13 protein-coding genes are annotated in these 12440 nt (G+C 67.0%); 12 read left to right on the top strand and 1 reads right to left on the bottom strand.

The genetic code is table 11. The features are described 5' to 3' along the window. The first annotated feature begins 206 nt into the window (after positions 1 to 206). From flgB to NX068_RS04855, 12 genes are all read left to right on the top strand, one after another. Entirely contained in the window at positions 207 to 623 is a 417-nt protein-coding gene (flgB, locus tag NX068_RS04800; RefSeq protein ID WP_263460140.1) for a flagellar basal body rod protein FlgB, read from the top strand. Positions 624 to 634: 11 nt separating this feature from the next. Beyond that, positions 635 to 1039: a flagellar basal body rod protein FlgC gene (flgC, locus tag NX068_RS04805; protein ID WP_263460141.1), complete on the top strand. Its 405-nt coding sequence runs from the start codon at positions 635 to 637 to the stop codon at positions 1037 to 1039. Between the two features lie 38 nt (positions 1040 to 1077). Beyond that, on the top strand, positions 1078 to 1746 hold the full coding sequence (locus NX068_RS04810) for a flagellar hook assembly protein FlgD (RefSeq protein ID WP_263460142.1): 669 nt from the start codon (positions 1078 to 1080) through the stop codon (positions 1744 to 1746). A gap of 15 nt (positions 1747 to 1761) precedes the next feature. After that, entirely contained in the window at positions 1762 to 3081 is a 1320-nt protein-coding gene (flgE, locus tag NX068_RS04815; protein ID WP_263460143.1) for a flagellar hook protein FlgE, read from the top strand. A 47-nt stretch (positions 3082 to 3128) separates the two neighbouring features. Further along, positions 3129 to 3863 (top strand): flagellar basal-body rod protein FlgF, encoded by a 735-nt coding sequence (gene flgF, locus NX068_RS04820; RefSeq protein WP_263460144.1) that lies wholly within the window; start codon positions 3129 to 3131, stop codon positions 3861 to 3863. Positions 3864 to 4044: 181 nt separating this feature from the next. Beyond that, positions 4045 to 4827: a flagellar basal-body rod protein FlgG gene (gene flgG, locus NX068_RS04825; RefSeq protein ID WP_263460145.1), complete on the top strand. Its 783-nt coding sequence runs from the start codon at positions 4045 to 4047 to the stop codon at positions 4825 to 4827. A 10-nt stretch (positions 4828 to 4837) separates the two neighbouring features. Next, on the top strand, positions 4838 to 5515 hold the full coding sequence (locus NX068_RS04830; RefSeq protein WP_263460146.1) for a flagellar basal body L-ring protein FlgH: 678 nt from the start codon (positions 4838 to 4840) through the stop codon (positions 5513 to 5515). A 12-nt stretch (positions 5516 to 5527) separates the two neighbouring features. Next, positions 5528 to 6655, top strand: coding sequence for a flagellar basal body P-ring protein FlgI (locus NX068_RS04835; protein ID WP_263460147.1), 1128 nt, complete (start codon positions 5528 to 5530; stop codon positions 6653 to 6655). Positions 6656 to 6664: 9 nt separating this feature from the next. After that, positions 6665 to 7711 (top strand): flagellar assembly peptidoglycan hydrolase FlgJ, encoded by a 1047-nt coding sequence (gene flgJ, locus NX068_RS04840; RefSeq protein WP_263460148.1) that lies wholly within the window; start codon positions 6665 to 6667, stop codon positions 7709 to 7711. 96 nt (positions 7712 to 7807) lie between these two features. Continuing rightward, entirely contained in the window at positions 7808 to 9847 is a 2040-nt protein-coding gene (flgK, locus tag NX068_RS04845) for a flagellar hook-associated protein FlgK (protein ID WP_263460149.1), read from the top strand. A 23-nt stretch (positions 9848 to 9870) separates the two neighbouring features. Continuing rightward, positions 9871 to 11073: a flagellar hook-associated protein FlgL gene (flgL, locus tag NX068_RS04850; RefSeq protein WP_263460150.1), complete on the top strand. Its 1203-nt coding sequence runs from the start codon at positions 9871 to 9873 to the stop codon at positions 11071 to 11073. Positions 11074 to 11081: 8 nt separating this feature from the next. Next, positions 11082 to 11615 carry a hypothetical protein gene (locus NX068_RS04855; protein ID WP_263460151.1) on the top strand — a complete coding sequence of 178 codons (534 nt, stop codon included), beginning with the start codon at positions 11082 to 11084 and terminating at the stop codon, positions 11613 to 11615. A 14-nt stretch (positions 11616 to 11629) separates the two neighbouring features. On the opposite strand, the gene fliR is transcribed toward NX068_RS04855, so the two are convergent. After that, positions 11630 to 12439, bottom strand: coding sequence for a flagellar biosynthetic protein FliR (fliR, locus tag NX068_RS04860; protein WP_263460152.1), 810 nt, complete (start codon positions 12437 to 12439; stop codon positions 11630 to 11632). Between the last annotated feature and the right edge of the window lies 1 nt (position 12440).

Below are 12440 nucleotides of genomic sequence, written 5' to 3' on the forward strand. Positions count from 1 at the left end.
GGGGCGGTGGCCGGCAAAGAGTCCACGGCAGGTTTTGCCGGCGGGGCCGGCAAGCGGCAGATTTGGGCGGTTTTCTACCGCCTTATCGGGCGAGGGCGGCTCCGAGGCGGGGCTTACCATCGCTGGCATGAAAGCTGCGTATTCCTTGGCCGACGATGTCGCGTCCCCGCCGGGGGACGTACCGGCCGCATTCGAGAGGTAAGGCGATGAAGACCCTGCTGGACAACCAGATGCGCTTCCACCAGGTGGCGCTCAATCTCCAGGCCCACCGCCAGGAATTGCTGGCGTCGAACATCGCCAACGCCGACACGCCGCACTACAAGGCGCGCGACATCGATTTCCGCGCCGCGCTCGACAATGCGCTGGGCAAGGCGCCGGGCGGCGGTCTGGGCGGCGTCGCGCTCGATACCACGCACCAGGGTCATATCGCCGGCGGCGCGGCGCTCGGGGCCGATGCCTTCTCCAAATACCGCACCGAGCTGCAGTCCGCGGTCGACGGCAACACCGTCAACATGGACGTCGAGCGTGCAGCCTTCGCCGAGAACGCGCTGCGTTACGAGGCGAGCCTGACCTTCATCAACGGCATGCTGCGCTCGATGAACACCGCGCTCACCGGCCAGTAAGGAATTCCATCATGAGCATGCTCAACGTCTTCCAGATCGCCGGCTCGGCGCTCAACGCGCAGTCGCTGCGGCTCAACACCACCGCCTCCAACCTCGCCAACGCCGACAGCGTCACCACCGAGACCGGCGAGCCTTACCGCGCCAAGCAGGTCGTCTTTGCCGCCCGGCAGATGGCCGGGCCGGCGGCGGTCGGCGTGCAGGTGACGCAGATCGTCGACAGCGCTGCGCCGATGCGGATGGTGTACGAGCCGAACAACCCGGCGGCCAATGCCGACGGCTACGTTGAAATGCCCAATGTGAACGTGGCCGAGGAGATGGTGAACATGATCTCGGCCTCGCGCTCCTACCAGAACAACGCCGAGATCATGAACACGGCACGGACATTGCTACAGCGTACCTTGCAGATCGGACAGTGAGCGCTGTCCGGCAAATGATGCCGTAGCAGGAGAGATTCATGAGCACCGTCTCGAACGATGTGACAATGGAAAACGTGCTGTCCAAGCTGGCACGCAGCGAACCCGTGCAGAAGGCGGAAGAGGACATGCAGGGGCGTTTCCTGAAGCTGCTGACCACCCAGCTTCGCAACCAGGACCCGATGAACCCGATGGAAAACGCCGAGCTGACCTCCCAGCTCGCGCAGATGAGCACGGTCGACGGCATCGAGCGGCTCAACAAGATGGTCCAGTCCTTCTTCGATTCGCAGGCCTCGGCCGAGGGCATCAACGCCGCGGCCCTGATCGGGCGCGGCGTGCTGGTGGAAGGCCAGCAGATGGTGTTGACGGAAGCGGGCGGCATCGGTGGTTTCGAGATCGACGGGCCGGCCGACCGCGTGACGCTGACGGTGACCGACAGCTCGGGCCTGCCGGTCAAGCAGATGGTGTTCGACAGCATCGAGGCCGGCAGCCACAACTTCATCTGGGACGGTACCGCGGAAGACGGTTCGCGTGCCGCCGACGGCGTCTACACCCTGTCGTTGTCCGCGACTCTCGGCGACGAGAAGGTGCAGGGGCGCACGCTGCAGTTCGGGCCGGTGACCAGCGTCGTGCGCGGTCCCAGGGGCGCCGACCTGCAGGTGGGCGACCTCGGTCTGTTCAAGCTCGACGACATCAAGCAGATTCTCTGATCCGGAGCAGCGATCATGGCATTCCAGCAAGGCCTCAGCGGCCTGAGTTCTTCCTCCAAGGCGCTCGACGTCATTTCCAACAACGTTGCCAACGCCAGCACCGTGGGCTTCAAGAATTCCGGCACGGTATTCGCGGACGCCTATGCCTCGTCGCTGACCGGCGCGGTGTCGAAAATCCAGATCGGCATCGGCAGCGCGGTGCAGGCGGTGCGCCAGGCCTTCACCCAGGGCAACGTCACCACCACCAGCAACCCGCTGGACATGGCGATCAACGGCAACGGCTTCTTCGAGATCGAACTGCAGAACGGCGGCTACGCGCTGACCCGCAACGGCCAGTTCGACATCAACAAGCAGGGCTACATCATCACCGCGCTGGGCGACAGGCTGATGGGCTACCAGACGGTCGATCCGGTGTCGGGCGATGTCGCGGCGCCGGCGACTTCCTCGGTGGACAGCTTCCGTCCGCTGATCGTGCCCGCGTCGGGCATCGGCGCCGTGCAAACGACGGAAATGAGCCTGAACCTGAATCTGAGCGCGGATGCGGAAACGATCGACGGTGCCGCGATGCCGCTCGATCCGAGCGACCCCCTGACCTATACCTATTCCACCGGAATAAAGATCTTCGACACCCTGGGCAAGGAACACACCTTGTCCTTCTATTTCGCCCGACGCACCGACGTCGTCGATACCACGACGACGCCGCCCAGCTACAGCGAGTGGGATGTCTACACCGTCGTCGACAACGATCCGGGCTCGCTCACCCACAACTCCACGCTCGGCTTCGACGGCCTGGGCCGGATCGCCGAGGTCACGCCGCATGCGACGGCGGCCGTCACGCCGCCGGCCAATGGCTCGGTGTTCAGTGCCCTGCTCGGCACGGATGCGGTCAACCCGAGCGAGGCCACGCTGGCGATGAACTCGATCACGCAGTTCGGCGGCGAATCCAAGCCGCGTGAACTGCTGCAGAACGGCGCCGCGCCGGGCGAGATCGCCGGTCTGGCGATCAGCCGCAACGGCGTCATCCAGGCGCGCTACACCAACGGCGTTTCCAAGGACATCGGCATCGTCAATCTGACCACCGTACGCAACAACAACGGCTTGTCGCCCATCGGTAACAACTACTGGGTCGAGACGCCCGAGTCCGGCGGTTTCGCGCGCGGCACGCCGGGCAATGGCATGAACGGTGTCATCTCCGCCGGCCAGGTCGAGGAATCCAACGTCGACCTCACCCAGGAACTGGTGCAGATGATCATCCAGCAGCGCAACTACCAGGCCAACGCCCAGTCGATCCGCACGCAGGACCAGATCCTGCAGACGCTGGTCAACCTGCGCTGATGAGGGCAGGGCGTCGTTCCGGGTTTGCAGGATAGGGAGAACAGAACATGGATCGGGTGATCTACACCGCGATGACCGGCGCCACCGGCACGATGAACCAGCAGGCGGCGGTGTCGAACAACATCGCCAACGCCTCGTCCACCGGCTTTCGCGCGCAGATGCACAAGCTGCGCGGAGTGGAAATCCAGACCGAGGCCTTCCGCAGCCGCTCGTTCGCGGTCGATGCCAGCATCGCCAACGACTTCACTCCGGGGCCGATCCAATACACCGGGCGGCCCTACGACGTGGCGGTGGAGGGCAAGGGTTGGCTGGCCGTGCGGCTGCCCGACGGCAGCGAAGCCTATACCCGCAACGGCAGCCTGGCGCTGAGTCCGGCCGGCATCCTGCAGACCCGCGAGGGCCTGCCGGTGATCGGCGACGGCGGGCCGATCGCGCTGCCGCCCGACACCGAGATCGTCATCGGCCGCGACGGCTCGGTGTCGTCGATCGATCCGAACGGCAACATCGTCAATGTCGTCGCCCAGCTCAAGCTGGTGAATCCGCCCGAAGCCGAGCTGGTGCGCGGCGACGACGGCCTGTTCCGGCTCGCCGGCGGCACGCCCGCGCCGGCCGACGAGAACGTGCAGGTCGCCGGCGGCTATCTGGAAGGCAGCAACGTCAATGTCGCCGACCAGATGGTGCAGATGATCTCGCTCGCCCGCCAGTTCGAGATGCAGGTGCGCATGCTGCAGACCGCCGAAGCCAACGACCGTGCTGCGGCGCAGGTGCTGGGGGCGCGTTGAGATTGCGGCCGCTGCTCCGCGGCAGCCGCGCCTCGTACGGAATTAGCACGGTTTTTGCGTTGTTTATCGCGGGATGGCCGGGGCCGGCAAAGGCCTAGACTGATCCCATGCACGAACGGCAATCGCCGCCGCGTGCCGGCAAAGCCTGCCGGCACGGCAATGCAGAACAGAGGACTTCATCATGATCCGCTCCCTGTGGACCGCCCGCACCGGGCTCGATGCCCAGCAGACTTCGCTGGACGTGATCTCCAACAATCTGGCCAACGTATCGACCAACGGCTACAAGCGCCAGCGCGCCGTGTTCGAGGACTTGCTGTACCAGACGATGCGCCAGCCGGGCGCACAGACCACGCAGCAGACGCAGGTCTCCAGCGGCCTGCAGATAGGCACCGGTGTGCGTCCGGTGGCCACCGAGCGCATCTTCACCCAGGGCAGCCCACAGCAGACCGGCGGCTCGCTGGACCTGGCGATCCAGGGCAACGGCTTCCTGCAGATCGCGATGCCCGACGGCACCACCGCCTATACCCGCGACGGTGCGCTGCAGCTCGACAACCAGGGCAACGTCATCACCGCCAGCGGCTATCCGCTGCTCGACGCCATCCAGATTCCGGCCGACGCCACGCAGATCTCCATCGGCAAGGACGGCACGGTCACGGTCAAGCTGCCGAACCAGGTCGAGATGCAGCCGGTCGGCCAGATCCAGGTGGCGACTTTCATCAACCCGGGCGGCCTGCAGAGCATGGGCGAGAACCTGTTCTACGAGACGGCGTCGAGCGGCGAGGCCACGCCGACCGAGCCGGGCACCAATGGCGCGGGCGTCATCAACCAGGGCTACGTCGAGAATTCGAACGTCAACGTCGCCGAGGAACTCGTCAGCATGATCGTCACGCAGCGCGCCTACGAGCTGAATTCGCGCGCCATCTCCACGTCCGACCAGATGCTGGGCCGGCTCACCCAGCTGTGAGCGCATGGCCATGAAACTGCTGTCTGCATCCTGGCTTGCCGTCGCGGTGGCGCTGCTGTCGGGCTGTGCCGCCATCGAAACCGTGCCGCCGACCGCCGTGCATCAGCCGATGAGCGTGCGCCCGGACGGCCAGGCTCCGGCGCCCGCCGCGAACGGCGCCATCTACCAGGCGGCGCTGGCGCGCCCGCTGTTCGAGGACAGGCGCGCGCGCCACGTCGGCGACATCATCACGATCAACCTGGTCGAGCGCAACACCGCGACCAAGAGCGCCAACACCAGCGCGACGCGCAGCTCCGAAATGACGGGCGGCATCACCGCCTCGTCGCGCCTGCCGCTGGGCGGGCTCAATGGACTGAACGTCGAGGCCGGCGTCGACTCCGGCTTCAACGGCGCAGGCTCCGCCCGTGCCAACAACGCCTTCAACGGCACGATCACGGTCACGGTCATCGATGTCTACGCGAACGGCAACCTGCTGGTGTCGGGCGAGAAGATGCTGGCCATCAATCAGGGCAACGAATTCATCCGCTTCTCGGGCGTGGTCGATCCCAACACCGTTACATCGACCAATACGGTGCAGTCGATCCAGGTCGCCGATGCGCGCATCGAATACCGCGGTACCGGCGTCATCGACCAGTCCAACACCATGGGCTGGCTGCAGCGCTTCTTCCTCGCCATCCTGCCTTTCTGAACGGGGCCAGACATGAATGCCTTCCGAACCCTGCTGACGCGCGCGCTGGTGGTGGCCGTGGCGGCCGGCATCTTCTTCGTGTCGGCGGCCGAGGCCGCGCCCGAGCGCATCAAGGACCTGGCCACCATCGCCGGCGTGCGCGAGAACCAGCTCGTCGGCTACGGTCTGGTGGTCGGCCTCGACGGCAGCGGCGACCAGACCACGCAGACGCCCTTCACCAAGCAGAGCATCGTCAACATGCTGGGCAACATGGGCGTCACCGTGCCGCAGGGCACCAACATGCAGTTGAAGAACGTCGCCGCGGTGATGGTGACGGCCAGTCTGCCGCCCTTCGCCCGGCCCGGCCAGGCGATCGATGTCACCGTGTCGTCGATCGGCAACGCCAAGAGTCTGCGCGGCGGCACGCTGGTGATGACGCCGCTGAAGGGCGCGGACGGCCAGGTGTATGCGGTGGCCCAGGGCAATCTCGCCGTCGGCGGCGCGGGCGGCGCGGCGGGCGGCGCGGCGCAGACCATCAACCATCTGGCGGCCGGGCGGATTCCCGGCGGCGCCACGGTGGAGCGCGGCGTGGCCGCGGCGGTCGGGCAGGGCGAGTTCGTCATGGTCGAGCTCAATGAAGCCGATTTCCACACCGCCGGCAAGGTGGTCGATGCCATCAACGCGATCGCGCCGGGCTCGGCCTACGCTCTGGACGGCCGCAGCATCCAGGTCACGGCGCCGCAGGACGTGTCGCGCCGCGTGGCCTTCCTCGGCCGGATCGAGAATCTGAGGGTGGCACCGGGCGAGCAGATCGCCAAGGTCATCGTCAATTCGCGCACCGGCTCGGTGGTCATGAACCAGCGCGTGACGCTGCAGAACGTGGCGGTGTCGCACGGCAACCTTACCGTCACCGTCGACAGCCAGACTGAAGTCAGCCAGCCGGCGCCGTTCTCGCGCGGCGAGACGGTGGCGGCGCAGAACCAGGGCCGGGTGGATATCCAGCAGGACGGCGGCAGCATCCACAACGTGCGTGCCGGCGGAAACCTGGCCGATGTGGTCAAGGCGCTCAACGCATTGGGCGCCAAACCGATGGATCTGGTCAGTATCCTGCAGGCGATGAAGGCGGCCGGCGCGCTGCGCGCCGAGCTGGAAATCATCTGAGGACGGGCCATGAACGCCGGCGTCCAGCTCAACGCCCTCGATCCCAACTCGCTTGGCGAGCTGCAGCGGCTCGCCCGCACCGAAGGCCGCTCGAATGAAGCCCTGCGCGCGGCCTCGAAGCAGTTCGAGGCCTTGTTCATGCAGATGATGCTGAAATCGATGCGCGACGCCACGCCGCAGAACAGCCTGCTCGACAGCGACCAGACCCGCATGTACCAGAGTCTGCTCGACCAGCAGATGGCACTGAACCTGTCGCAGGGGCGCGGCACCGGCCTCGCCGATACGCTGTTCCGCCAGCTCGGCGGCAAGGACGAAGGCGCAGCGGGCGCGGATGCCCTGGCTGCGCTCACACAGGCCGGGCAGGCGGAGCAGGGCGGCAAGGATAGCTTTTCGCTTGCCGGCGTGGTTCGCGGCGCGGCAATATCTGCCGTCGCGCGGCGCGCGGTGCCGATTCAGGCCCGTGCCGAGGCTGCTGCGCCGGCTGCCTCCGGCGATGCCAAGGCGGCCGGCGGCGCCGTGCTCGAAGCCGGCTTCAGGGAGGCGATCCAGCGCGTGCGCGAGCTTGGCGGCGCGGTGTCGGACAAGGTCCGCGGCTTCGTCGCCGAGGTGTGGCCACATGCCGTCGAAGCCAGCAAGCGTACCGGCATTCCGCCGGCCTTCATGGTGGCGCAGGCGGCGCTGGAAACGGGCTGGGGCGAGAAGCAGTTGCGCCATGCCGATGGCAGTCCCAGCCACAACCTGTTCAATATCAAGGCCGGCTCGGCCTGGCGCGGTCGGACCGTCGACCGCGAGGTCACCGAATACGCCGACGGCCGCCCCTATGCCGAGGCGGCACGTTTCCGCTCGTATTCGTCCTATGCCGAATCCTTCCGCGACTATGTCAGCCTGATGGCGCGCAGCCCGCGCTACGCCGGGGTGCTGGGCCAGACCGACGCCGCCGGCTTCGCCCGCAGCCTGCAGGACGCCGGCTATGCGACCGATCCGCAGTACGCCGACAAGCTCACCCGCATCATCGGCGGCACCACGCTGCGCAGTGCACTGGCGGGCATTGGCTGAACCTGCCGCTCCGGGTGGCCGCATGAATTGCCGGTTTTGGGGTGGCATCCTTCTTGCTGAATCCTTTCCAGGCAATCGCGGATCAGGAAGACCATCATGGCTGGCATGCTGAACATCGGAATGACGGGCCTCAATGCGGCACAGGCCCAGCTCAATACCACCAGTCACAACATCACCAACGCAGGGACCACCGGCTACCACCGGCAAACGGTGGGGCAGAGCGCGCTGCAGCCCTTGTTCACCGGAGCGGGCTTTTTCGGCCAGGGCACCCAGGTGTCCTCGGTGACGCGCAGCTACGACCGCTTCCTGGAAGGGCAGATCCTGCAGGCCGACAACCGCCGCTCGCAATATGCGGCCTACGGCGCGCAGGTCGGCCAGATCAACAACCTGCTGGCCGATCGCACCACCGGCTTGTCACCGGCAATGGAGGGCTTTTTTGCCGGCGTGCAGGAAGTCGCTTCCAACCCGACCAGCGTGGCGGCGCGCCAGGCGCTGATTTCCAATGCCCAGTCGCTGGCGTCGCGCTTCCAGTCGCTGAATGCCCGGCTGGAAGAAATCCGCGACGGCGTCGAAGGCAGCATCGTGCAGACGGTCGAGTCGATCAACACGTATGCGCAGGCGATCGCGGACATGAACCAGCGCATCGTCGTCGCTCAGGCGGGCGGAGCCGGCACGCCGGCCAACGACCTGCTGGACCAGCGCGACCAGCTGCTGGCCGAACTGAACAAGCTGGTGAAGATCACCGTCGTCGAGGAAACCGATGGCGCGCAGGCGAACGGTTCGGTGTCGGTGTTCATCGGCTCCGGGCAGTCGCTGGTGCTGCGCGGTACGGTATCGACCTTCGAAGTCGTGCCCAGCGCCAACGATCCGACACGCGGCGCGATCTCGATGGTGGCGCCGGGCGGCAACCGCATGGAACTGGCGGAATCGCTGCTGACGGGTGGAACGCTCGGCGGGCTGCTGGAGTTCCGCCGCGTGTCGCTCGATGCCGCACAGAACGAACTGGGTCTGATCGCGCTGGGCATCACCGAAACCGTCAATGCCCAGCACAAGCTCGGCATCGACCTGGAAGGGGTCTTCGGCAAGGACTTCTTCAAGCCGATCACGCCCACGATCGTGCCGGCCACGGCGGGCGTCAGCGCCGGCATCACCGATGTGAGCGCGGTGCGGGCCAGGGATTACCGCGTCGCCATCGACAGCGACGGTGGTGCGCTCAGGCTGTTTGCCGGCAACGAGGAACTGGCTTCCCTGAGCCTGCCGGCCGCCGGGCCGCTGACGCTGGACGGCGGCGGTCTGTCGGTCACGATTCCGGACGCGGCCAGCGTGCCGGCCAAGGGGCTGCTGATCCAGCCGACGCGCAACGCCGCGCGCGACATTTCCGTGGCCATTTCCGATCCGCGCGAAATCGCCGCCGGCGGACCGATGTCGGTGACCGCGCCGCTGACCAATCAGGGCACGGGCAAGCTGGCCAATATCGATGTCCGCAGCAACGCCGGCATGGACGCTTCGGGTGACGGCAAGCCGGATTTCGCCGCCTTCTCGGCCAGCTTCAGCGGCACCAGCCTGTCGGTGCCGGCCGGCTACACGATCGAGCGCCTGCGGCAGGACAGCGCGAGCGGACAGTGGCTGACGGATACAGGCTACCCGAGCGGCGGCACCGGCACGACCTTCGACCCGGCCACGGATTCGTCCGGTGCGCGCTTCCGCGTCACCGGCCCGGGTGGGTATGAGTTCGACTTCGAGTTCAGCGGCACGCCCGAGGCTGGCGACGCTTTCGCCTTCGCGCCGAACGCCGCCGGCGTCGCCGACAACCGCAATGCGGTCGCGCTCGGTGCGCTGCAGACGTCCAAGACCCTGCTGGCCGATGCCAGCGGGCGGCCGACCGCCACGTTCCAGTCCGTCTATGCCCAGACCGTGACCACCGTCGGCAACAAGACGCGCGAAGCCCAGGTCAACGAAGCCGCGCAGCAGGCGCTGGTGACACAGGCCACCTCGGCGCGCGACAGCGTTTCGGGCGTCAATCTGGACGAGGAAGCAGCCAATCTGATCCGCTTCCAGCTTGCCTACCAGGCCTCGGCCCGCGTCATGACCGTGGCGCAGCGGCTGTTCGACGAACTCATCGCCATCGGCCGCTGAGCCGGAAACATCGGGAGAGCATCATGCGCATTTCGTCCAACATGATCTACGACCGTGGCGTGGCCTCGATCCAGCAGCAATGGTCGAACATCCTGCAGACCTCGCAGCAGGTGGCCACCGGCCGCCGCGTGCTGACGCCGGCCGACGACCCGATCGCTTCGGCCCGCGCACTCGAAATCGGCCAGACCCAGGCGGTCAACAAGCAGTTCTCGGTGAACATCGGCTACGCCGACGATGCGATGAAGCTGCTGGAAGCGCGCCTGGATGGGGCCGGTGAAATCCTGCACTACGTGCGCACGCGCGCCGTGCAGGCCGGCAACGGCGACAGCACGATGAAGCCGGAAGACCTGCGTGCGCTGGCGGTCGACATGAAGGCGCAGTTCGAAGCCATGCTGGCGCTGGCCAACAGCCAGGACGGCATGGGCGAGTACATCTTCGGCGGCTATCGTTCGCAGGCGCAGCCGTTCAACGGCAACCTGTCCGGCGTCAGCTATGCCGGGGACCAGGGCGAGCGCAGCATCCAGGTGTCGGCCTCGCGCTACATGCCGATCAGCCTGCCGGGCTCGGACGTGTTCGACCGTACGCTGACGCTCGACACCAACACGATCAAGATCCACGGCGCGATCGACAACAAGGGCAGCGCGGCGCCCGCCCTGAGCGCAGTCGACCCGGCGGCGGTGAACCAGGCGTCGCGCTATCAGCTTCGCTTCGATGAGGCGACCGGCGAATACAGCGTCACGCGCCTCGGCCAGGATGGCAACGAAGTGCCGCCGGCGACCACGCTGACGCCGCCGAGTGCCACCATCGACGGCCTGACGCTGTCCCTGCCGACGGCCGACGTGGCCGACGGCGACGCCTTCGAAATCTACGTGCCGTCGACCAGCATGCTCAACAACATGGCCATGTTCGCCGCCGCGCTGGAAAAGCAGAACGGCGTGTCGGGCATGACCGGAGCGGTTGCGTTCGCGCTGGAAACCTTCGATGCCAGCCAGGAAAGCATCCTGAAGGCGCGCGCCCAGATCGGTTCGCAACTGACCGAAACCGAGGCGCTGGCCAATCTCGGCAGCGATTTGAACATCCAGTACGCCGCCACGCTGTCCGACCTGATGGACGTCGATTACGTCGATGCGATCTCGCGCCTGACCCAGCAGCAGACTTACCTGCAGGCGGCGCAGATGTCCTTCATGCGGGTGTCCGGCCTGTCACTGTTCAACTACCTCAACTGAGTGCCGCCATGCCTGCCCGTTCCGCTCTGGCCCTCACTGCCGCCGCTGCGGCCGTGTTCGTCCTTGCCGGCTGCACCTCGGCGCCCAGAACCTCGGCGCCCGAACAGGCATCGGCTCCGTCCTCCGACCTGGAGCGAGCCCGGGCGTGGGTCGGAGATCAGGGGGCCCCGGTGGCGGCGATCGCCGGCGGGTTGCTGATGCTGAGCGACCTGAAGATGCTGAAGGTCGAGTACCTGGCCGGCGCCCTGGTGGCTTTTGCGATCTACGATCCGCTGGCGCCGACATGGCGGATCGACGTGCGCGAATCGGGTGCCGGTCGCGTGCGGATGGCGCTGCGCATGAAGTCGCTGATCACCGGTGGCGACGGCGAGGCGCGCCAGGTGTTCCTGCGCAATGCGCGCGAGATGGTCGAGGCGGGCGGCTTCGCCGGCTACGAGATCGTGCATTACGAGGAAGGCGTCGAATCGACGCGGCCGTTCGCGCACCGCTACGCCAATGCCGAGATCCGGCTGCTGAGATCGCAGATCTTTCCCGCGCTCTGAGCCGGGTGCGGGGATCAGCGCGGTGGCGCGGCCGCCGGCAGCGGAGCGAGCAGTTCGAGCATGAGGCCGATTTCGTCGAAGCCGCGTTCGAACAGGCTTTGCAGCACCGGCGCGAAGTTGGTCATGAACAGCAGCACGCCGACGAAGCCGGCGGTGAGCGTGACCGGAAAGCCGACGGCGAACAGGTTGAGCTGCGGCGCCGCGCGCGTCAGCACGCCGAGCGAGATGTTGGCCACCAGCAGGATGCCGAGCACCGGCAGCGACAGCAGCAGGCCGGTGGCGAAGACGGCGGCACCGGCGCGGGCGATGTAGCCCCAGCCCTGGGCCCGCACGACTTCGGCGCCGACCGGCAGCCATTCGAAGCTGCGCACCAGTACCTCGACCATCAGCAGGTGGCCGTTGACGGCGAGGAACAGCAGCGTGGCGACCAGGCTGAGGAAGTCGGACAGCACCGCGGTCTGGCCGCCGGCGTCGGGGTCGAAGAAGATGGCGAAGGACAGGCCCATCTGCATGCCGATCAGCGCACCCGCGGTATCCACCGCGGCGAACACCAGCCGCATCATGAAACCCACGGCGACGCCGATAAAGATCTGCTGGCCGAAGATCGCCAGCCCGATGCCCGAGTTCGGCGCGACCTCGGGCATCGGCGGCATCGCCGGCAGCAGCGCGATGCCGATGGCCAGGCCGGCGGCGAGGCGGACGCGGGCCGGCATGCCGCGGTTGGAGAAGATCGGTGCGGTGGCGAACAGGCCGAGCAGCCGTGCCAGCGGGAAAGCCGCGGCGGCGAGCCAGGCATCGAGCTGGGCGGCCGTTACGCTGAGCATC

Source organism: Thauera carbonicopians (assembly GCF_025699485.1).
Lineage (GTDB): Bacteria > Pseudomonadota > Gammaproteobacteria > Burkholderiales > Rhodocyclaceae > Thauera.